16 protein-coding genes are annotated in these 21,280 nt (G+C 72.7%); 6 read left to right on the forward strand and 10 right to left on the reverse strand.

What is annotated here, in order from left to right:
• Window positions 1-541: 541 nt before the first annotated feature.
• A complete protein-coding gene (locus AB0L21_RS33240; RefSeq protein WP_365788072.1) occupies window positions 542-1,246 on the forward strand; it encodes a hypothetical protein in 705 nt (234 codons plus the stop codon).
• Between the two features lie 19 nt (window positions 1,247-1,265).
• On the opposite strand, the gene AB0L21_RS33245 is transcribed toward AB0L21_RS33240, so the two are convergent.
• From AB0L21_RS33245 to AB0L21_RS33255, 3 genes are read right to left on the reverse strand one after another with little or no spacing between them, the layout of a single operon-like run.
• Window positions 1,266-1,772 (reverse strand): hypothetical protein, encoded by a 507-nt coding sequence (locus tag AB0L21_RS33245; RefSeq protein WP_244218310.1) that lies wholly within the window; start codon window positions 1,770-1,772, stop codon window positions 1,266-1,268.
• 36 nt (window positions 1,773-1,808) lie between these two features.
• Window positions 1,809-3,050 (reverse strand): putative T7SS-secreted protein, encoded by a 1,242-nt coding sequence (locus AB0L21_RS33250; protein ID WP_365788073.1) that lies wholly within the window; start codon window positions 3,048-3,050, stop codon window positions 1,809-1,811.
• Window positions 3,051-3,069: 19 nt separating this feature from the next.
• Window positions 3,070-3,381, reverse strand: coding sequence for a hypothetical protein (locus AB0L21_RS33255; RefSeq protein WP_365788074.1), 312 nt, complete (start codon window positions 3,379-3,381; stop codon window positions 3,070-3,072).
• Between the two features lie 113 nt (window positions 3,382-3,494).
• Between AB0L21_RS33255 and AB0L21_RS33260 the strand changes: the two genes are divergently transcribed.
• Together AB0L21_RS33260 and AB0L21_RS33265 are read left to right on the forward strand one after the other, a co-directional pair.
• Complete coding sequence (locus tag AB0L21_RS33260) at window positions 3,495-4,115, forward strand: hypothetical protein (RefSeq protein ID WP_365788075.1); 621 nt, start codon at window positions 3,495-3,497, stop codon at window positions 4,113-4,115.
• A 118-nt stretch (window positions 4,116-4,233) separates the two neighbouring features.
• A complete protein-coding gene (locus AB0L21_RS33265; RefSeq protein ID WP_365708962.1) occupies window positions 4,234-4,587 on the forward strand; it encodes a DUF4333 domain-containing protein in 354 nt (117 codons plus the stop codon).
• A gap of 104 nt (window positions 4,588-4,691) precedes the next feature.
• Here the strand turns inward: AB0L21_RS33265 and mycP are convergent, their stop codons facing one another.
• Together mycP and eccB are read right to left on the reverse strand one after the other, a co-directional pair.
• Complete coding sequence (mycP, locus tag AB0L21_RS33270) at window positions 4,692-5,969, reverse strand: type VII secretion-associated serine protease mycosin (protein ID WP_365788076.1); 1,278 nt, start codon at window positions 5,967-5,969, stop codon at window positions 4,692-4,694.
• A 24-nt stretch (window positions 5,970-5,993) separates the two neighbouring features.
• The gene (gene eccB / locus AB0L21_RS33275; RefSeq protein ID WP_365788077.1) at window positions 5,994-7,517 is read right to left on the reverse strand and encodes a type VII secretion protein EccB; all 1,524 of its coding nucleotides are present in this window, start codon (window positions 7,515-7,517) and stop codon (window positions 5,994-5,996) included.
• Between the two features lie 207 nt (window positions 7,518-7,724).
• On the opposite strand from eccB, the gene eccE reads away from it, so the two are divergent.
• From eccE to AB0L21_RS33290, 3 genes are all read left to right on the forward strand, one after another.
• Window positions 7,725-9,086: a type VII secretion protein EccE gene (eccE, locus tag AB0L21_RS33280; protein ID WP_365788078.1), complete on the forward strand. Its 1,362-nt coding sequence runs from the start codon at window positions 7,725-7,727 to the stop codon at window positions 9,084-9,086.
• A complete protein-coding gene (locus AB0L21_RS33285; RefSeq protein ID WP_365788079.1) occupies window positions 9,086-9,835 on the forward strand; it encodes a hypothetical protein in 750 nt (249 codons plus the stop codon). Before eccE ends, AB0L21_RS33285 begins: the two co-directional genes overlap by 1 nt.
• A 301-nt stretch (window positions 9,836-10,136) precedes the next feature.
• Complete coding sequence (locus AB0L21_RS33290) at window positions 10,137-13,619, forward strand: SCO5717 family growth-regulating ATPase (protein ID WP_365788080.1); 3,483 nt, start codon at window positions 10,137-10,139, stop codon at window positions 13,617-13,619.
• Between the two features lie 94 nt (window positions 13,620-13,713).
• Here AB0L21_RS33290 and AB0L21_RS33295 read toward each other — a convergent pair whose 3' ends face one another.
• The 5 genes from AB0L21_RS33295 to AB0L21_RS33315 all read right to left on the reverse strand — a co-directional run bounded on the left by AB0L21_RS33295 (window position 13,714) and on the right by AB0L21_RS33315 (window position 21,191).
• Window positions 13,714-14,661 carry a bifunctional riboflavin kinase/FAD synthetase gene (locus AB0L21_RS33295; RefSeq protein WP_365708949.1) on the reverse strand — a complete coding sequence of 316 codons (948 nt, stop codon included), beginning with the start codon at window positions 14,659-14,661 and terminating at the stop codon, window positions 13,714-13,716.
• 130 nt (window positions 14,662-14,791) lie between these two features.
• Complete coding sequence (locus AB0L21_RS33300) at window positions 14,792-19,174, reverse strand: hypothetical protein (RefSeq protein WP_365788081.1); 4,383 nt, start codon at window positions 19,172-19,174, stop codon at window positions 14,792-14,794.
• Window positions 19,175-19,496: 322 nt separating this feature from the next.
• Window positions 19,497-20,402 (reverse strand): tRNA pseudouridine(55) synthase TruB, encoded by a 906-nt coding sequence (gene truB, locus AB0L21_RS33305; protein ID WP_365708945.1) that lies wholly within the window; start codon window positions 20,400-20,402, stop codon window positions 19,497-19,499.
• Window positions 20,399-20,857: a 30S ribosome-binding factor RbfA gene (gene rbfA, locus AB0L21_RS33310; RefSeq protein WP_189889426.1), complete on the reverse strand. Its 459-nt coding sequence runs from the start codon at window positions 20,855-20,857 to the stop codon at window positions 20,399-20,401. The genes truB and rbfA overlap by 4 nt, the downstream gene beginning before the upstream one ends.
• A gap of 40 nt (window positions 20,858-20,897) precedes the next feature.
• Complete coding sequence (locus AB0L21_RS33315; RefSeq protein WP_030656066.1) at window positions 20,898-21,191, reverse strand: DUF503 domain-containing protein; 294 nt, start codon at window positions 21,189-21,191, stop codon at window positions 20,898-20,900.
• Window positions 21,192-21,280: the final 89 nt, after the last annotated feature.

The following is a 21,280-nucleotide window of genomic DNA, read 5'->3' on the forward strand; positions in this document are numbered from 1 at the left end:
TCATCGTCTTCCGTGTCCTCGCTCGCGGTCAGTTATCCACCGGCGGCACATCACGCCGGGGCCTCTCGGGCAGCTGCGTCTCTTCGTCCGCGTCCCTGACACCCTCGGACGCACCCGTACCCATACGAGACGCCGAAGAGCCAGTCGGCTTCGCACCAGACCGCGCCACGGACTCGACACTGGCAATTGGCCTGTCCCTCAGCTCCGATGGCCGTGACGCGGGGCTCGACATCGTCCGGGTCAGTCTCCTCGACGCAGGTCGATCATCCTATGCAGGTCGAGGTCGTGCTTGTCGTACTCCGTGTTGGTGGCGACAGCCCGCCCGAAAAGACCGGCTGCAAGAGCGACACTGGTCTCCCGAGTTCAGTTCCTTCGCTGACCGAGACCAATTGGCCTGGCTACGAGGAGTGACTCGGCCGAAACCCTCCCACGCCGTCGGTCACCCCATGTCATGAGGCACACGAGGCGAACCGCCCGCCCACGGAACGGGCGGGCCCGGCACCCGGCCCCCAGTACGGGCCATCAGACATAATCGCGTCCCATGACCGTATTGATGCCTGTGCTCATGATCCTGGTCGTGGCGGGGATCTTCGCCTTCGTCATCACCATGATGGTGCGCGCCCAACGGAACAGGGCGCGCGGCGTGCAGGAGAGAGCCGCCGCGATCCAACTCGCGCAGGAGCGCGGCTACGGCTACCAGCAGGCCACGTACGGACTGATCGACGGACTCTGCGGAACGGCGCCGCTGCCCGTCAGCGGGCACAACCTGCGGGCGGAGCACTACATCACCGGTGAGTTCCGGGGCCGCGGCTTCCGCTGCTTCGAGTATGTGACCGGCACCCTCAACGTCCACGACGGTCCGGGACGGAACCAGCCCGTCTTCTGGACGGTGTTCGCGGTCGCGGCGCCGGGCCCGGGGCCGGAGCTGGTCGTGCGACGGCCGCAGGCACTCGACGCGATGACACAGCGTGGCAGTGTGGTGCAGCTCGGCGTGCCGGAGTTCGACGAGGCGTTCCGGGTGATCACGGATGACGAGTGGTTCGCCCGCAACGCGCTGACGGGCGAGGTGGTGCCCTTCCTGACCGCGCAGCCACAGGCCGTGCAGGACTCCCCGATCCGGCTACACAACGACGAGCTGCTCACCTGGCGCCGCGGCCGGCTGAGCCCACAGGACTTCGACGAGCGGCTCGACTACCTGTGCGACGTGCTGGACCGGATCCCGCCGCAGGTCTGGTCGGCGGCCTGAGCCCGCCGACCCGGGGGCGTCAGGCGGCTTGGTCCGCCCGTACCGAGCGGACAAACTGCTTGAAGTCGTCCAGCACCGCCGCCAGCTGTTCCGGCTTCGCCGTGAGCACCAGCTCAATCACGGCCCGCTGTGACGGGCGGTCCACGTCCTCCAGGCCGAGGTAGACCTGGCTCTGCACCAGTTCGAGCGGTTCTCCGTGCAGGGTGGTCGACAGGCGCAGGTTCTGCACGACGCCCGGGGAGTCGGTCAGCCCCGGGATGTCCGGGGTCCCTACCTCTTCCTGCTTGGTGACCTCCACGGTGCCGGCCTGCCCGAGCCGCCGTACCGACTCGTCGGCGATCTGCCGCATGGTGGCGCTGTCGTTGCGCATCCCGCCGGCGATGGTGATGTTCGCCGTGAACCCGTCGATGGAGGCGGGGTGCAGCGCGACGAAGGCCGCATCGGGCGCCCCCACCTCGTCCGGCGGCGCCGACCGCCATCCGTCCGGCAACGAGAACGAGATCTTGACCGGCAGCGTGCCCGTCATGGTGAACCCACTTCCTTGCTGAGCCTCATCGCAAGCCTAGAACCACTTGCCGAGCGTGTGGTCGTACGCCGAGCCCGCGGCATCGCCGATGGTGTCCGCGGCGTCACCGACCGTGTCGATGACCTCGCCCGGATCGACGGTGACCTGGAAGCCCACCTTCCCACCGAGCCCGAGTCCGACACCGACTTCACCGCCGACGTGGTACTTGCCGTCGTCGCCCTTGCCGACGTCGACGCTGGCCGAGGCTCCCGCGCCGGCCCACGCCTCTCCGGTCACACCGGCGCCGATACCGCCCACGTCCGCGGCGGCCGACCCCTCGGCCTTCGCGCCGGCGAAAGCCTCCGCGCCTCCGTGCAGGCCGTCCTTGCCGATGGTGCCCTTCACTTCGGCGTTGGCACCCACCAGGGCACTGCCCTGGGCCTGCAGACCGAGAATGCCGTACTCGGCCTTGCCGCCGGCCTCGGCCTTGGCGAGATACGCGCTGGCCGTCCCCTTCAGCTCCAGGTTCCCGTCGGTGATGCCGGCGACCGCAGAGGCGTCATAGCCGAGCAGCGAGACGCCCGCGTTGCCGGACAGCTTGACGCCGCCGACCGTGGTCTCGCCCTTGGCGTCCGCGGACCAGACATTGGCGCCGCCGCTGACCTCGGCGATCTTCACCGACCAGCTGACCTTCTTCGGCGCGTTGGGGTCTTCCGAAGTGGCGTTGGGATCCTGGTAGCCCCATTGCCGCTTCCTCTTGTCGGCAGGGTTGTTCCCGTACTGCCACAGCTCGTCTTCTTTGACGGTGGTCTGGCCGAGCCCGAGATCCTTGGCCAGCTGGCGGGCCTGGGTCAGCCAGCTCGGGCTGTCCTTGGCGCCGCCGGACAGCTTCTCCAGCTTGGACGACAGCGTTCCGGCCTCGTGCTCCAGCTGGATGCGGGCGGTGCTGAGCACCTCCTGGGCTCCCGCGTGGTCGCCCTTGTCCCACTTCTCTATCGCGTCGGCCGCCTGCCCCTGCGCCCAGTGGAGCACGCTGGTGTACGACTTGATGGCACTGGCCGCACCTGCCATATGGTCAGACGCGATGTACCAGTTGCCCTTCTCGCCGTCCAGGCTCTTCCAGAAGGCGTCGCTTGCCTCTCCGTGCCAGCCGGGGACCTTCACGTCCCGCAGATTGGACCCGACCTTGTCGAACTTGTCCGACCAGTGCTGCATGGTGTCTGCGAGCTCGGTCAGCGCGTGTATGTCACCGGGAATGAGCTCCTTGGGGTCCTTCGTCGACCCGAGTGCGGCTGCCACTGCTTCCCCCGCTCTTGCCTTACTTGCCCTGGTCCGTCTTGACGGAGTTGGCCGCGTCCCGGACCCGTCCGTCCGTATCCGTCAAGGTGCCTGATGCCGAGATCAGCCCCGCCGCGCGCTGGGCCGTGCTGCCGCTGAGGATCTGCGCACCCGCCTGCCAGGTCGCGCAAAACGCCACGAACGACGAGGACGCCGACGAGTGACCGAAGGAGGAACTCCGTCCCGCCGACTCCTCCAGATCGAAACCCTCGGTCGGACGCAGGGCCTCGACGACGTCTTTGGCGCCTTTTTTGAGGGTCTGTGAATCAGCACCCAGATCAGGATCAGCCACGGCTGTCCTCCCCTTCATCAACTCCAGCCGATACAGCACTCATTGACGCACTCGGTGATCGGCGCGCGAAGTGTAGCATCGGCACCAAAGAGCATCAGAAGGCGAACGCAGCGATGAACTTCGACGACCTGCCGCATCCGACGAAACGGCGCAACGTGGTCATCGTCAACGACCGAGAAATACCGCGTCGTTACTTTCTCGTGGCTGCCGCCGGCGTCTTCGTTCTCTTCGGCGGCGCTTTCAGCGGGATCGTCTGGGCGAACTGGTCCGACGCCCAGGAGGACTCCCGCGGCGACGACGACGTCGCCGCCCTCGTCGCCCTCGCGCAGCGGCGGGGATGGACGTACCGGGCAAAGGTCGTGGGTGGTGCGGACCGTTACGAGGGCGCCGCACCCTTTCCTGACGTGTCGTCAGGACTGAGCGTCTGGGACTGCGTCGAGGGCCGACATCGCGGCCGTACCGTTCGCTGCTTTGAGTACCGCGACGTGCGGACCGTCCAGTCGGCGGGCCCTGGGCGCTCCCTCACGAAGACGTCGTACTACGCCGTCTTCTCGGTCACCGCTCCGGACGCCGTCCCTCTTTCCGTGCTCCACGCAGCGGACGCCGACAGCCCGCTCCGATTCCACAGGGGCGAACTCATCACCTGGTCCAGGGGTCGGCTCCGGGAGGAAGCCGTCCTGCCGAAGCTCAATTACCTTTGCGACGCACTCGACCGCGCGTTTGATTCCCGGTGAGGATATCCAGCGGGTCAAGTGAAGTGCCGAGGACGCGGGATGGAGAATTCATGAAGCTTCCTGGGTGCCAGTATGCTTCGGGCGTTCTCTCGTCCTGATACCCGGAATGGAGCCCCCCATGGCGATAGCCCGCCTGTCCGCAGCAGCATGGAGTCTTTCGGCCGTGGCCGCCGGTGTGCTGCTTGTCGGCTGTTCGGGATCGGTCACCGTGGAGAAGTCCGAGCCGAAGATCTCCGCCGGCAAGCTGGCCGACACGGTGTCCGAGAAGCTCGCGGCCCAGACGGGTCGGCCGAAGCCGGACATCACCTGTCCGGAGGACCTCGCGGGCAAGGTCGGCACCACCACCCGGTGCACGCTCACCGCCGACGACGGCAGCACGCTGGGCGTGACCGTGACCGTCTCCTCGGTGAAGGGGAGCCAGGTCAACTTCGACATCAAGGCCGACGACAAGGCTTCCCCGCCCGCGAACTGACGCCGGCCCGTGGCACGGGTGGAGCGGTGGGGCGTACGGCGGCGGTGCCTCGATGGCACCGCCGCCTTTGCGTGTCTCCAGTCCGCGAAAGAGGGAACCCGCGGTCAGGACGTCCGTGGGCCGCCGTGCGCCCGTCCGCCCCGCCTGCGCCTCGCGTCCCGGACCGCCACCGCCGTGCCCGCCAGGCCCGCCACCAGCACGAGGCCTCCCACGACCGTGTACGTCGCGAGGCGGCTGTCGCGTTCCTCGGCCGTCTCGCCGAAGTGCAGGGGGGTGACCGACGGGGCCTCTCCCCTGGCCATGCCGTTCTCGGGTTTCGGGGACTCGACGGGGTGCGCCGGGTCCACGTCCGTGAGTGCCTTCACGGGGTCAACCACGCCCCAGCCCACCAGCCGGTCACGTCCGGGGATCGAGCGTTCCGCGGTCTGTTCGATCTGGGCGACGACCTGCTGGGCCGTCCAGTCGGGGTACTTGGACTTCAACAGGGCGGCCACGCCGGCGACATAGGGCGCCGAGAAGCTCGTACCGTTGTCCGAGCAGTGGCCGTTGCCCGGGACCGTGGAGATCATGTCGACGCCGGGAGCCGCGACCCCCACGAAGTCTCCCGACTGTGAGAAGGCGGCGCGTTCGTTGTTGCGGTCGGAGGCCGCCACCGCCAGGACGCCTTCGTACGACGCCGGGTACGTGACCTTGACGTTGCCGCCCAGGCCGTCGTTACCGGCGGAGGCCACGACGACGACCTTCCGGTTCAAGGCGTAGTCGACGGCGTCCTTCAGGGTCGAGTCCTTCGGGTCGAGCGCCTCGGCCGTGTCCTGCGAGATGTTGATGACGTCGGCGCCCGCCTGGACCGCGTGCCTGATCGCGTCGGCCAGCGTGTCCGCCGTGCCGTCGCCCTCGGCGTCGTTCTGCTTGATGGGGATGATCGTGGCGTCCGGGGCCAGGCCCACGAAACCGGTGCCCTTCGCCGGGCGGGCCGCGATGATGCCCGCCACGCGCGTGCCGTGGCCGACCGTGTCCGTGGTGCCCGACTTGTTGCCGCGGTCTATCTTCTCGCCCTTGCGGTTCTTGTCGGGCAGCAGGTTCTTGCCCTTGGACGCGTCCACGGCCTTGGCGAGCTGCGGGTTCTTGACGTCCACACCGGTGTCGATCACGGCCACCTGGACGCCCTTGCCCGTGGACTGCGCCCACAGCTCGTCCAGGTTGACGCGCTGGAGGGCCCACGGCCGGCCCGCGTACGGCTTCGACGGGAACGTGCACTGGCCGTCGTCCGCCCGGGCCGGGGAAGCGGGCAGGGCGAGCACCGTGGCCGTCGCGGTGAGGGTCACCGCGGCGGCCACGACCACCGCTCGGGCCGCGGCTCCCGACGTCCTTGCCTTCAGCATGAGTCCGTTCTCCTCCGCGCGCCGCTACGAACCCTGCGGCTGCCGCGCCGCCGCCTCCGACAGGCGCGGGCCCGTCGGCAGGAAGGTCGACCACTCCAGCGGGATGGGCGTGGGGGTCAGCTTCTCGTAACCGAGGCGGGTCTGGGCGATCTTCGCCTCGGCCAGTTCCTCCTTGCGCTTCTTGGCGGAGGTGCCGATGCCCTTGTCGTCGGTGGCGCTGTCGCTGTTGGACTGCAGGGCGTAGCGCAGGCCCGTGTCGGTGACGAGGAAGACGCCGCCGGCCGTGGTCTCGGTGCCCTGGAACTGACGGTAGAGCTGGCCGGAACCGGCGGTGACGTAGGCGCTGGAGGAACCCGTGGGCAGCTGGGCGGGGAAGTCCTTGCCCACCCAGGTCGACAGGGTCGTCGCTCCCTTGGCGCCGACCGACCGCAGGACGTTGCAGACCGTGTTGCGGCCGCTGGTGGCGCTGGTGCCGTCGTTCACCGTCCTCGGCTCGTACGTCGGCCAGTTCTTGTCCTCGTCGAAGGCCGTGCTGTCGGCGACGGCGCCGGGGCTGACCTGCTGCGCCTCGCCGGCCTGGCCGACGCCGACGAGCTGACCGCTGTTGAGCAGGAGCGTGGCGGTGAACTCGGAGATACGGGCGACCTTCCCCCGCAGGACGACGTAGTACCGCAGTACCTGTCCGTCGTAGGCCTTGATGACCTCGCCGACCTTGTCGTACTGCGCGGGCATGATCCCGGCGTCGGCCTTCGCGCCGGGCGTGCCTTCGATCGGCGGGATGGCGATCGGGTCGCCCTTGTGGAGGGTGTCGAGCCATTCCTGGGAGACACGCTGCGGGGCGCGGCCCCGGGTGTCGAGGGCCTTGAGGAGTTCCTTGTCGCCCGGGTCCGCCAGCTTGTACGCCGTACCCCGCGCGTCGACGACGTACTGGGTCTTGCCGTCCGGACCGACGACGTACATCAGGTCGCCGCGGGTGAGCCTGTCGGCCCCCTCCGTCTTGGACCACTCCTTCTTCGCGAGGACGAACGCCGCCTTCTGGATGGCCCGGCCGCCGTCGGCGGGGCGCTCGCAGACCGCCCAGCGCTTGGCGGCTTCGGCCTCGTCCGGGGAGGGCAGGCGGTCGGGCGCGTACGGGATGCCGATGGTGGCGCCGTGCGGAGGCTTGCCGCTGTCCAGGATCTTCTCGTCGACGGTGATGACGCTGGCCTTGCCGGGGTCCAGGAGCAACTTGGCCGAGGCCATGTTGAGGACGGGGTGGAGCTGCTTCTGCTTGCCCGTCTTCAGGACGACGTACCGGGTGGTCGACTTGCTGGCGACGATGACGTGTTCCTCGGGGGTGTCCCACCCCTTGGGTGCCGTGGGGCTGAACATGCCGATCGCGCCGAACACCGCGAGGATCACCACACCGACGACGACGCCGGGGACCAGTGCGCCCAGCGGCTTGGGGGCGCCCTCCTCCGAGCCGGAGGGGGAAGGCTGCAGGAAGGACGCGAGCGTGCGGCGCTTCGCGAAGGTGTAGGCGTTGAGTTCGTCCCGCCGTGATGCCATCTGTGTCCGCTCTCTCCCCGTTGCGGAGCCGTGGGGGACCTGTGAAGATCCGTCCCCCGTCCTCGGTTTGCCTCTGGTGCCTCGACTGTCAGACCCGGCCCCTACTATGCCTGTTGCGAGGTCGTGCTGGTGGCACGGGTAGGGTGCTCAGGGCTTGAGGGGACCGGAGCGCAAGGGATTTCGGGAGAGTTCGGGGGTTTTGAAGTGATGGCTTCCGCAACGCGGACCCGGTCGCGATCGCAATCGGGGTCACGATCGGGTGGCGGGCGCCGGTCGGGTGCCCGCGGCTCTTCCTCCGGGCAGGGCGGTGCCCAGCAGGCGCCCACGTCCTACCAGGGCGCCTTCGCGCCGCGCCTGGAGTCCCGCTCGGGCCGGGGCGGTTCGTTCGCGGTGCAGCGGCTGGTGCTGCTGGAGATCGCGGGCGCGCTCGCGTTGTGCGGCTGGCTCGTCGGCACGGTCGCGCTGATCGCCGTCGCCCCCGTCTCCGTGGTGCTCGTGGTGCTCGCCGTCGTACGGCGCCGGGGGCGCTCCCTGCCGGAATGGCTCGGCACCCTGCTGGCCATGCGGGCCCGCATACGGCGGGCCGCGAGCACGCCGGTGCCGCCGGGGACCGACTCCGGTCTCGCGCCCGCCGTGGAGTGCGACCCGACCCTGCGCACGTTCAGCTTCAACCGCGGTGACGACCGCGACCAGCGGCCGATCGGCATGGTGGGCGACGGCGGCTTCCTGACCGCTGTGCTCCAGGTGGAGTCGGACGTCGACGCGCTGCGCGCGGAGCACGGGAGGCGACCGCTGCCGATAGCCCTCGTCCGGGACGTTCTCGAAGTCGACGGCATCCGGCTGGAGTCGGCGCAGATCGTGGTGCACACGCAGCCCGCGCCCGCGCTGCACCTGCCCCAACAGTCGGTCGTCGTCAGCAACTACGCGCCGTTGCAGGCCCAGAGCGGCTCCCCCGCGGTCCGCATCACCTGGATCGCGCTGAAGCTCGACCCCGAGCTGTGCCCGGAGGCGGTGGCCGCGCGAGGCGGCGGGCTGCTGGGGGCGCAGAAGTGCCTGGCGCGCTCGGCCGAACACCTGTCGAGCCGGCTGAGCGGCGCCGGGTTCCGGGCGAACGTGCTCACCGAGGAGGAACTGACGGCCGCCATCGCCACCTCCGCGTGTGCCAATCCGATGGTGACGGCCCAGGCCGGGCGGGGTGAGGCGCCGCAGCGGCGGACCGAGGAGTCCAGCCGCAGCTGGCGCTGCGACAACCGCCGGCACACCACCTACTGGGTGCGGCGCTGGCCCCAGCTCGGCGGCGCCGGCGGCTCGCTGGCCCAGCTGGTGGCACAGCTGACCGCGGTGCCCGCGCTCGCGACGACCTTCAGCCTGACGCTGGCCAAGGGCGCGCAGCAGGATGTGGCCGTCACCGGCCATGTGCGGATCACCGGCCGCAGCAAGCAGGAACTGACCGACGCGCGGCGCGATCTGGAGCGTGCGGCCCAGCAGGCACGCACCGGGCTCGCGCGCCTGGACCGTGAACAACTCCCCGGCGTTCTGGCCACCCTGCCGCTCGGAGGTGCCCGCTGATGACCATGACGACCTCACCCATCCCGCCCGCTCCGGGCCTCGGTGAGCGGCTGCGCACCGGCTTCGGTCTGCTGGGTCCCCGTCACCCGCGGCACTCTCTGCCCGTGGAGCAGGTGGACGCGCTGACCCTGCCCATCGGCGACGACGGAGTGGTGGTCGGCGTCAACAACGAGGGACAGCCCGCCATCCTCGGGGTGAACCGTCCCACGCCGTACGACATCGTGCTCATCGGCGGCCTGTGGACCGCGCAGGTCATGGCACTGCGCTCCGCCGCCACCGGTGCCCGGGTCGCGGTGGAGACCGGGCGGCCGCAGGCCTGGATGCAGATGGTGCATGCCATGGGCGGCGGGCAGAACGGGTTGTCCGTGTACGACGTCGGGCGGGTGCCGCCGCAGGGTGCCTCCGCCGGTACGCCGGTGCTGGTGGTGCGGGACTGCGGTATGCGGCCCCCGCGCGGCCGGGTGGTGTCCGGTCCCTGGCAGTCGGTGCTGACCCTGCTGCCGTATCTGAGCCCCGTCGCGCCCCGGCTGCTGCGGCAGGCGCGGCTCGCCGGTATCCAGCGGGTCTCGCCGGACGAGGCGGCCGAACTGGGGCGCACGATGGGGCTGTCGCGGACCGAGGTGGAGTCACTGCCGGGGCTGCCCGACGGCGTCACCCTGTGGTGTACCGACCGGGACCGGCAGTACGTGCTGACCCAACCCACCGACGCCGAGATCGGATTGTTGGGCACACCCCGGCGGATGGACTGAACTGCCCTTACTCATCCCTTTTGTTCAGGGTGTCGTACGCGGCCCCGCGCAGCGGACAGGCGTCTACGCGCGTGCCGTGAGCTGGTGTGCGGGCGCGGAGAAGTGGGCGGGCCTGCCGAGGTGCGGCTCCTGGTGATTAGGCTGGGAGCGGGCGCGATGGCAGGACCCGTGAACCGGCGTCGGTGTCCCGGGGGGAGAGACGGTGCATCGGACTGCCCCGAACGACTACGGACGACTCGGTACGACACGACATGGTCGCCCCGGCACGGCATGAGGGTGCTCGACCACACCAGGAGGAACTGTGAGCAGCGATCGGGACGGGATGCGCGGGGGCTGGGACACACCCGGCGATGACCAGCCCGACGCGGAGGCCGTCGAGACCACCGGCGAGTTCACCATCGACTACGCTCCCCCCGCCTGGTACACGCAGAACGCGTCGGGAGCGGGCGGTACGGGTGCCGGTGGTGCGGGTGGTGCCGGCGGTTTCACCGGGTCCACCGGGTCCGCGCCTGCCGGTGACTCGGGCACTTCGGCGGCTCCCGGGCTGCCGTTCCCCGCAGGCACGCCGGTTCCGGGCCCGACACCGCCGCCGGCCACCCCGCCGGTGGGTACGCCGCCGCAGGGTACGCCGTTCATTCCGGCGCAGGGGGCTTCGTACGGTCCGGCGCAGGGCGCGTCGTTCACTCCGCCGCAGGGGGCTTCGTACGCTCCCCCGGCCGGGCCTGCGCAGCCCGCGCCCCCGACCGGTGACCCCGTTCCGATGCCCCGGCTGCCCGAGGGCTTCGAGCCGCAGCAGGCCCAGCCCGCCCAGCCGGAGACGGACAACGGGGATCTGGAGAGCGGGGCGACCATGCGGTTCTCCGCCGTCGCCCTCAAGCGGCAGATGGCGGAGATCGCCGAGCGCGCCGCTGCCGCCGGGGAATCGGCCCAACCCGGGGGTGAGAGCACCGCCGGTTCGGAGGGTTCTGTCGGTTCGGAGGGTTCTGTCGGTGCCTCCGGTGCCGAGGGGTCCGTCGATGCCGAGGGCGACGTCGACCGTGCCGAGAAGTCCGGCGGCGAGGACGGCGCCGAGGAATCGGGTGGCGAGGCTGCCGCCCAGGACGGCTCGGTGGCCGAGGCCGCCGTTGCGGGGGGTTCCGCCTCCGACGGAGACGCCGCCGATGAGAAGCCCGTGGCGCATGAGAAGCCCGTGGCGCATGAGAAGCCTGCGGCGGATGAGAAGCCCGCGGCGGAAGAAAGCGCTGCCGAGCAGGCCGCCGCCGAGAAGGGTGACGCCGACGAGGGCGCGGCCGACGCCGTGCGTCCCGCCGTGTCGGAGGGCTCCGCCGACTCGGCGCAGTCCGACGCGGTGGCGCCCGCGGACGCCGAGGCAGCAGGCGCGACGGCCCAGACCGGTGCGCCTCAGCCGGGTGCGGCGGAAGACAGCGCACTTCCGGGTGACGGTGCCACGGACAGCGGTGCGTCGGACAGCGGTGCGTCGAACAGCGGTGCGTCGGACAGCGCGGCCCCGCAGCCCCCCGCGCCCCACCCCGCCCCCGGACAGCCCGGCGGATACGGCTTCCCGCAGCCGGGTGCCGGCCACCCCGGCGCCCAGCCCCACGCGGCTCAGCCCGCCCCCGGCGCCCAGCCCCACGCGGTTCAGCCCGCCCCCGGCGCCCCCTACCCCGCCGTACCGCCCGCTCCCCCGGCTCCGCCGGGTGCCCAGCCTGGCTGGACGCCGCCCGCGCCGCAGAACGGGCTGCCCCCGCTGCCGCCCTCGTACCAGCCCGCCGACCCAGCTGCCGCCGCCCAGTGGCCCGCACAGCCCGGGCAGCAGCCGGCCGCCGCTCCGCAGCAGCCCGGGCCGATGCCCGGCCAGCAGCCGCAGGCGACCGGCAGCCAGGGTCCCGCCGGCATGCCCGGCCAGCAGCCGCCGTTCCAGTCGCAGGCCACGCAGCCCGCGCCCGCCGCGTGGAACCAGCCGAACCAAGCCCACCAGGCCAATCCCGCCGGCCAACCGGGCCGGCCGGGCGAGTCCAGCACGCCGGCACCCGGCCCGCAGCCGGCTCCCTACGGCCCCGCTCTGGGCCCCACGCCCCCGAGCGGCTACGGCTTCCCGCAGCCCGGCGCCCCGGCGTCCGGCGCCCCCAACCCCCCGGCTCAGCCCGGCGGTTACGGCTTCCCACAGCCCCCGGCGTCCCAGCCGCACCCCAACGGCCCCACCCCGCCGAGCGGTTACGGCTTCCCGCAGCCGGGCGTGACCAACTCCCCTGCGCAGCCCGGCGGCTACGGCTTCCCTCAGTCGGGGAATCCCAACCCGCAGGCTCAGCCGGGCGGTTACGGCTTCCCGCAGCCGCCGCAGAACCCGGACGGCACCCCCGGCGCTCCGCAGGCCCCCCACGCCCCGGTCGATCCCCGCTCCGGTGCCGCATGGCCGCAGCCCGTTCAGCATGATCAGCGGCAGCCGACCAACCCCGGTGCCGCGCCGCTCGGTTACACCGCCGCCGTGGAGCTGTCCTCGGACCGGCTGCTCAACAACAAGAGGCAGAAGGCGAAGAGCGGGCGGCCCGCGGCGGCGGGCGGCCGGTTCAAGCTCGGCGGCAAGAAGGAGGAGGCCGAGCGGCAGCGCAAGCTGGAGCTGATCCGTACGCCGGTGCTGTCCTGCTACCGGATCGCGGTCATCAGCCTCAAGGGCGGCGTCGGCAAGACCACCACGACGACCGCGCTCGGGTCCACCCTCGCCACCGAGCGGCAGGACAAGATCCTCGCCATCGACGCCAACCCGGACGCCGGTACGCTCGGGCGGCGGGTGCGCCGGGAGACCGGGGCCACCATCCGTGACCTCGTCCAGGCCATCCCGTACCTCAACTCGTACATGGACATCCGGCGGTTCACCTCCCAGGCCCCGTCCGGTCTGGAGATCATCGCCAACGACGTGGACCCGGCCGTCTCGACGACGTTCAACGACGAGGACTACCGGCGCGCGATCGACGTGCTCGGCCGGCAGTACCCGGTCATCCTGACCGACTCGGGCACCGGTCTGCTGTACAGCGCCATGCGCGGGGTGCTCGACCTCGCCGACCAGCTGATCATCATCTCCACGCCGTCCGTGGACGGCGCGAGCAGCGCCAGTACGACGCTGGACTGGCTGTCCGCGCACGGGTACGCCGACCTGGTCTCCCGGTCCCTGACCGTGATCTCCGGGGTCCGCGAGACCGGCAAGATGATCAAGGTCGAGGACATCGTGGCGCACTTCGAGACCCGCACCCGCGGCGTCGTCGTCGTGCCCTTCGACGAGCATCTGGCCGCCGGCGCCGAGGTCGACCTCGACATGATGCGACCGAAGACGCGCGAGGCGTACTTCAACCTCGCCGCGATGGTCGCCGAGGACTTCACCCGCCACCAGCAGGCACACGGGCTGTGGACGAGCGACGGCAACCCCCCGCCGGTGGCCGCCCCGCCCATGCCGGGTGGGCCCATGCCGGGAGGGCCCATGCCGGGCCAGCCCATGCCGGAACAGCTCTACGGCGCCGGTCAGCCGTATCCGCAGGCCCCCGGTCAGCCGTATCCGCAGCACCCCGGTCAGCCGTATCCCCAGGCCCCCGGTCAGCCGTACGCCCCGGCGCAGCAGCCGTACCCGCCTCAGCAGGGTCAGCAGCAGCCGTATCCGGGGGCGCAGCAGCCGGGCTACCCGCAGCCCGGACAGCCCCAGCCCCCGTCACAGCCGCAACCGCAGCCCGAGCCGCAGCCGGGACAGCAGCCGCAGCAGCCTCCGCAGGCTCCCCCGGCGCCGCCCCAGCAGTAAAGGTCCACGCCAAAGGGCGGCCGGTGCTCACCGCACCGGCCGCCCTTCTCGCTGTGAGGAGTCCCGCTGAAGCTCGTTCCGCCGGAACGAGCGGCTACTGCTCCGCCGCCACGATCTCCCGGCACCGCTTCACATCGGCGGCCATCTGCTCCAGCAGGGCCTCCAGCGACTCGAACTTCGCCTGGCCGCGCACGTACGCGAGGAAGTCCACGGCGACGTGCAGGCCGTACAGGTCGAGGCCGACGCGGTCGATCGCGTACGCCTCCACCGTGCGCTCCGTGCCGTCGAACTGCGGGTTGGTGCCGACGGAGATCGCGGCCGGCATGGCCTCGCCCTGGGCGTGCAGATACCCGGCGTACACGCCGTCGGCGGGGATGGCGGTGTGCGGGAGCGTCTCGACGTTGGCCGTCGGGAAGCCCAGTTCCCGGCCGCGCTGGGCGCCGCGGACGACGACGCCCTCCACGCGGTGCGGGCGGCCCAGGATCTCGCGGGCGCCCGCGACATCGCCCTCGGCGACCAGGCGGCGGGTCAGGGTGGAGGAGAACGGCTCGCCGCCGCCCGCCTCACCGGTGACGTACAGGTCGACGACCTCGATCTCGAAGTCGTAGATCTTGCCCTGCTCGGCGAGGAACTCCACGTTGCCGGCCGCCTTGTGGCCGAAGCGGAAGTTCGGGCCCTCCACGACCGCCTTGGCGTGCAGCTTGTCCACCAGGACCTTCACCACGAAGTCGGCGGGCGAGAGCTTGGAGAACTCGGTGGTGAACGGCAGGATGAGGCACGCGTCGACGCCCAGCTCGGCCATGAGTTCGGCACGGCGGTGGTGCGGGGCGAGCAGCGGCGGGTGGCTGCCCGGGCGGACGACCTCGCTGGGGTGGGGGTCGAAGGTGACCACGACGGCCGGGACGCCGAGCTCGCGGGCCCGGTCGACGGCGTGCTTGATGATCAGCTGGTGGCCGCGGTGGACGCCGTCGTAGGAACCGATGGTGACGACGCTGCGCCCCCAGTCCTCGGGGATGTCCTCCAAGCCACGCCAGCGCTGCACTGTGACCGCTCCTCGAACCCTTGTCCGTGTCTACCTTGACCTCGTCGTGCAGGTCTAAGGGTGCCATGCCGGGTGGCCCGCGCCGGCATCGGCATGGGGGCTGTGACGCGGCGCACGTTCCCGCCGCAGCTCAGGCCGGTACGCGTACGCCCGCCAGGTTCTCGATCACGCGGCGGGCGCTGGGGCCGACCACGGCCGCCCAGTCGTCCGGGGCCTCGGTCAGCCAGCGGGCCATGCGGGCGGCGAAGCCGGGCACGTGCCGGCCGATGTCGACCAGGGCGCGGTCGAAGCGGGTGGCGCCCTCGGGCGTGCGGACGAGGAGCAGACCGGTGCGGTGGACCAGGCCGCGGGCCTCCTCCTCCCGGCCGCCGTGCTCCGTGGCCGCGTGCAGGACGGCGAGCAGGACGGACGGGTGCTCTTCCCGGGCGAGCAGGAAATCCAGCAGCTCACGGCGGACGGGGCGGGAGGCGGGGGTGCCGGGGGCGGCGAGGACGGTGGCGAGGGCAGCCCGGAGCTGTTCGGAACCGCCGTCGAGCAGGCCGGTGACGAGCGGAAGCAGGACCGGGCGGGCGGTGGGGCTCAGTTCGATGCGGCGGCCGACCTGGCCGGCGACCTGGCCGGCGACGGGTCCGGCGGCCTCCGGACGCAGCCGCAGCGCCTCCCGGACGAGGGCGGCGACCCGGCAGGCCAGGGCCGGGGTGGTGACCTGGGTGAGGCTGCGCAGGACCGCTCCGGTGTCCGGGCCACCGGCGCCCGGGGCGCACAGCCGGGTGCGGAAGGCCTCCAGGACCGGCTCCGGGTGCGTGGTCAGGGCCGGGACGAGGGCGCTGGGCGGGAACTGCGGGTCGCCGTCGGCGAAGTGGCGCAGGGCCGCGGGCAGGTGCCGGTCGCGGGTGCGCGGGTCGCGGACCAGCAGGGCCAGGGCGGCGCCGTGCAGGGTGCGGTCGGTGGGGCGGGCGAGCAGGCTGAGGGCGGCGTGGCGCAGCAGTTCGCGGTCGGCGTCCGTGCGGGCGTGGGGGGCCGCGCGCAGGGCGAAGGCCACGGCCACGACCCGGCGGTGGGGGCGCTCGTCGTTCGCCCAGCGGTCCACCGCCCGGCAGAGGGCCGACGGCTCCTCCTCGGCGAGGACGGCGAGCAGTTCGTCGGCACGCCGGTGCGCGCAGGTCACCAGCACCTCGGTGAGATCGTCCAGCGCACCGTGCCGGTGGGTGTGCAGCAGCGCCTGCGCGGCGGTGGCCACGGTGGCGTGCGGGGTCGCGGGCAACGGCCGCTCGTCCGCGAACCAGTGGGTGAGCAGCGGCTGTACGACGGTGGGGGCGGCGGCGAGCAGTCCGGCGACGGCGTCCAGGTACCGGTCGCCTGCCGCGGGCGGCGCCGGGTCCGCCAGGACGAGGCGGCGCAACAGGTCCAGGCGCTCGGCGTCGGGGAGGGCGAGGCCGGTCCAGAAGGCGGGGCGGAAGTCGGCCGGTACGGGCCGCTGGGCGCCGCGCCAGGCGACGACACGGTCCGCGAGCAGGCGCAGCACCTCGGTGTACGGCGTGGCGTCCGGGACCTGGAGCAGAGTCCGGGCGAGCAGCCGGGCGGCCCACCAGGAGCCGGTGTCGCGGTCCAGGGCGTCGACCAGCTCCCGCAGCCGGAGGCAGAGTTGCCCGGTCCCCTGCTGGCGGGCGAGGAGCAGCAGCGCCTGGACGACGGGGCCGACGCTATGGTGCGGCACCAGCACCGGCCGGGGCGCGCTCGGCTCGCCGGCGCGGTGCACCAGGGCCCGCAGCGCCGCGTCCAGGTCCAGGTGGGTGCCCTGGATCCAGTCGGCCAGCTCCTCGTGGGCGAAGCGGTAGCCGGTACCGGCCGGCACGAGGAGGCCCTCGGTCAGCACGGCGGAGGCCCAGCCGGTGCCGCCGCCGAGCCGGGCCGGGGCGGGGCCCCAGGGGAACACCGCCTCGAACGACTCCCGGTCCAGCTCTCCCCGCCCCGCCCCGAGGCTGCGCCGGGCCGCCTCGTGCACCTGCCCGGCCACCCGCGCCGCGAGCCGCCGCACGGCCGTACCGCGCGGCCCGCCGGCGGCGAGGCGGACCGCGATGCGCAGGCACATCAGATCGAGGTGGGCGGCGAACACGTCGTACCGGTCTACGGGCCCGGCGACCGGCGCGTCGGGTACGGCGGCCCGGACCTCGGACAACAGCCGCAGCACGAGCGGATGCCGTGCGTCCCGCTCACCGAGCGCACCGTCCGGAATCCCGTACCGCGCCCGGGCCCATCGCGCCTCACCGGGCGTGAAGTCCCCGATCCGCAGACAGGGCGGAAGGGGGTCGGTGGCGGGAGCGCGGGGGGCAGGGAAGGCCTGGGGCGGGGGCGCGGGGGTGCCGGGGGTGCGGTCCGGTACGGGGCTGTCGGCCGGCGAGGCGAGGCCGGCCGGGGGGTGGTGCGGCTCGGGGCTGTCCGCCGGGGAGGCGGGGCCGGGCACGGGGGCCTGCGGCTCGGCGCCCTCGGCCGAGGCACCGCCGAACGAGACACCGAAGGTGACCTGCGGCTCAGCGCCCTCACCCGACGCACCACCGAACGAGACACCGAAGGGGACCCCCGACTCGGCACCGCCGCCCGAGGCACCGTCGCCCGAGACACCGCCGAACGAGGCGCCGCCGAGCGAGGCGTCGTCGGCCGAAACACCGTCCGCTGCAACACCGTCCGCCGAAACACCATCGGCCGAGGCGCCGGGCGAGGGCGCGCGGCCGGCGACGGCGTGCAGCGGTTCGGCCGGTCCTGCTGAGGTGGGGGGCGAAGCCGGAGGGCCGGCCGGGGTGGTGTGCGGCTCACCGCCGCCCGCCGGGGCCGCGGGGCCGGCCGACGTGGACACCGGACCGGCGCCGTCCGCATGAGCGGCGGGGCCGGCCGACGCACGGGCCGGCTCGGCACCGTCTCCTCGGCCCCGAGGTCCAGTCGGCCTGCTGCGCCCCGGAGACACAGGGCTGACAGGCGCACGGTCCGGTCCGGGGCCGGGCGTCGGGGCCCCGGCTCCAGCCTGCTTCCCCAGCGGCTCACCGCCCTCCGCAAGACCCCTGACCGGCTCCCCCGGGTCGCCCGGCACGTGGAGGAGGGTCTGTGGGAAGGCCCGGCCGGCGCGTTCCCAGTGTTCCTCCCGGCAGGCCACCACCAGGCGGGTCCCCGTCTCGGTCAGCCAGGCGGCCGTGCCCTCGGCCCAGGCGGGCAGGCGGTGGGCGAGGGCGGGGGGCATCTCCTCGGGGCCGTCCAGGAGGAGCAGCAGCGGGCGGCCGGCCCGGGCGGCGAGGCAGGCCACGCGCTCGGGCGTGACGTCGCCGAGGTCTTCGGGCCGGCCGGAACGGGACGCGGCGATGATCCGGGCGGCACGCGCCAGGGTGCGGCGGGCCACGTCGGCCACCGAGTCGTCGGTGTCCCGCAGGCCGGCACCGCGCAGCCACAGCGTGGGGGCCGGCCGCTCACCCCGGGCACGGCGGGCGGCGAGCGCCGCGAGTTCCGTCGTACGACCGCTGCCCGGCGCGCCGACGAGGCCGAGCACGGGCCGGCCTCCGGTGGTGAAGGCGGCCAACTCCCGGGCTATGTCGGGGCGTTCGACCGGCTCGACGGTGCCCGGGGGGCTGTCTTGCGCCACCGAGGTCATGGTCAGCTGGAGGATGCCGGCGAGGTTGAGGTCGGCGCCGTACGCGGGCACGGTGGCCGCGTTGCGGGCGAGCAGGCCGGCGAGGGCGCCGTCGGCGGGCCGCAGGGGCACCGCGAAGCCCGCGTCGCGCTGGGCGCTGTGCAGGGCGGTGCCGAGGACGCCGACGACCGCGCCGGTGCGCGCGTCGAGCACCGGTCCGCCGGCCGCGCCGCCGCCCGGCCGGAGCGCGTCCCGGCCGGCCGTGCCGATGGCCAGTTCCAGCGCGTCGTCCAGGAGGTGGAAGCGGTCCGCGGCGGTGTACGTCACCTGCGTGGCGGCCAGCACCCGCGCCTGGCGCCAGCAGCCGGCGGCGACCTGTACATAGGTGCCGGCGTCGATCCGCTCCCGCACGGTCAGCGGCAGCGGCTCCACGCCGAGGCCCTCGGTGCGCACCAGGGCGAGGCCGAGGCCGGGCAGTGCGGTGACCGCGTCGGGGCCGACCACGCAGGTGCGGTCGCCGCCCGCGTGCAGCACCAGCCGGGGCAGGCCGTCGACGGTCTCGTGGCTGGTGAGCAGGGTGCCCTCGTGATCGGCGAGGAAGCCGAGTCCGCGCGGGCGGCCGGCCAGGTCCCGGATGCGTACGAGGGCGGCGTCGAAGCGGTCGGTTCCGGCGCCTGAGCCTGTGTCGTCGGCCGGGGCCGCGACAAGGGCCCGGTCACCCGGGCCCGCGCCCGGCCCACCCCCGGCGCACTCCTCGTACGCGCGCACCCCGGACGCCCGCACCCCGGATGCGTCGTCTGCGCCCGCGCGCTCCGCCTCGGCGCGCTCCTCGAACGGCCGCTCTTCGCACCCGTGGCCCCGGCGCCCGCTTCCGCCCCGCGGGCCCCGTTCCGTCATGGTCGTACCTCCCCGCCCGTCCCCGTGCCCTGGTTCCGACGGTAGGCGCGGGATGATCGGCGGGACAGATCACGTGAGGAACGCGCCCCCTTCCGCTCCCCCGGTTCACTCCGAGCGCCTGCCCGGACGGGTGAATGGGCGCGGGTTGCTGGATAACCCTAGGGGTGGGGGAACCGAGGGGGGACCGTGGAGCGGCGGCAGGGGCCAACGCGTGTGGCCGGCCGCCGCTCCACGGCAGACAGCCGGTCCGTGCGCGCCCCGGCTCAGGGCTCAGCGCCTCAGGCTCGGGCTCAGGGCCTCAAGGCCTCAGCGCCTCAGGGCCTCAGCCGAAGACGGCCAGGCTCTTCGCCTTGCCCCGGTGTTCCTCGACCAGAGCGAGGAACCGGCCCTCGGGGTCGAAGACGGCGACGGGACCGGCTCCCGCGTACTCGTCGGGGATCTCCAGCCGGACGCCGTTCAGCAGCAGCCGGGACCGCTTGCCGTCGACCTCCCAGCGCCGGAACGCTGCGGCGGCGGCCTCGGCGATCGGCATGACGGTCAGCTCCTGCTGGAGCTGGTCAAGCGTCTTCGCCGCGTCCAGCTTGTACGGGCCGACGCGGGTACGGCGCAGCGCGGTGAGGTGGCCGCCGACACCGAGGTCGGCGCCCAGGTCACGGGCGAGGGCGCGGATGTAGGTGCCGGAGGAGCAGACCACCGAGACCACCAGGTCGAGCACGGGGGTGCCGTCCTCGGCGACCGCGTCCCGGACGTCGTACACCGCGAAGGAGGAGATGGTCACCGGCCGGGCGGGGATCTCGAAGTCCTCGCCCTCACGGGCCCGCTTGTACGACCGTACGCCGTCGATCTTGATGGCGCTGACCTTGGACGGCACCTGCATGATGTCGCCGGTCAGCTTGGCGATGCCCGCGTCGATGGCCTCCCGGGTCACCTTGGAAGCGTCGGCGGACGAGGTGATCTCGCCCTCGGCGTCGTCGGTGAGGGTGGTCTGGCCCAGGCGGACCGTGCCCAGGTACTCCTTCTCGGTGAGCGCCAGGTGCCCGAGGAGCTTGGTGGCGCGCTCCACCCCGAGGACCAGGACGCCGGTCGCCATCGGGTCGAGGGTGCCGGCGTGGCCGACGCGGCGGGTCCTGGCGATCCCGCGCATCTTGGCGACCACGTCGTGCGAAGTGAAGCCCGACGGCTTGTCGACGATGACGAGGCCGTCGGGCGTGGTGTGCTTCTGGGTCATTCGGTGGCGTCGCCGTCCGTGTCGCTGTCGTCGTCCGCCGGCTTGCGGTAGGGGTCGGCGCCCGCGGCGTACGTGGCGCCCGTGGCCGCCTCGCGCACCTTCTCGTCGGACTGCCGGGCCTTGTCGAGGAGGTCCTCGATGGTCCGGGCGGTGTCCGGCAGGGCGTCCGCCACGAAGGTCAGGGTGGGCGTGAACTTCACCCCGGCCGCGCGGCCCACCTCGGAGCGCAGGATGCCCTTGGCGCTCTCGAGGCCGGCGGCCGCCGCCTTCCGCTCCTCCTCGTCGCCGTAGACCGTGTAGAAGACGGTCGCCTCCCGGAGGTCACCCGTGACCCGGGTGTCCGTGATGGTGACGTGTGAGCCGAGCCGCGGGTCCTTGATCCCGCGCTGCAGCTTCTGGGCCACCACCTCCCGGATGAGGTCCGCCAGCCTTTTAGCCCGCGCGTTGTCGGCCACTGGTCCGTCTCCCGTTCTTTCTCTTGCTTGCGTTTCGTGGTCAGTCGTCGTCGCCGTGGAAGCGCCGTCGCACGGACAGCAGTTCCACCTCGGGGCGGCCGGCGACCAGCCGCTCGCACCGGTCCAGTACGTCGGTGAGGTGCGCCGCGTCGCCGGAGACCGCGGCGAGGCCGATGATCGCCCGCCGGTGGAGGTTCATGTGGTCCACCTCGGCCGCGCTCACGGCGTACTTCCGCTGGAGTTCGGCGACGATCGGGCGGACGACGGAGCGCTTCTCCTTCAGCGAGTGGACGTCGCCGAGGAGGAGGTCGAAGGACAGAGTCCCCACGTACATGTTTGTTCCGGGTTACCCGCCGGTACGGGATCGATGGCCTGGAGCCACCGTACCGCGTACCTGTCGGCGGCTCGGCAGGGTTTCGTCTC

Source organism: Streptomyces sp. NPDC052721, from assembly GCF_040678315.1.
Lineage (GTDB): Bacteria > Actinomycetota > Actinomycetes > Streptomycetales > Streptomycetaceae > Streptomyces.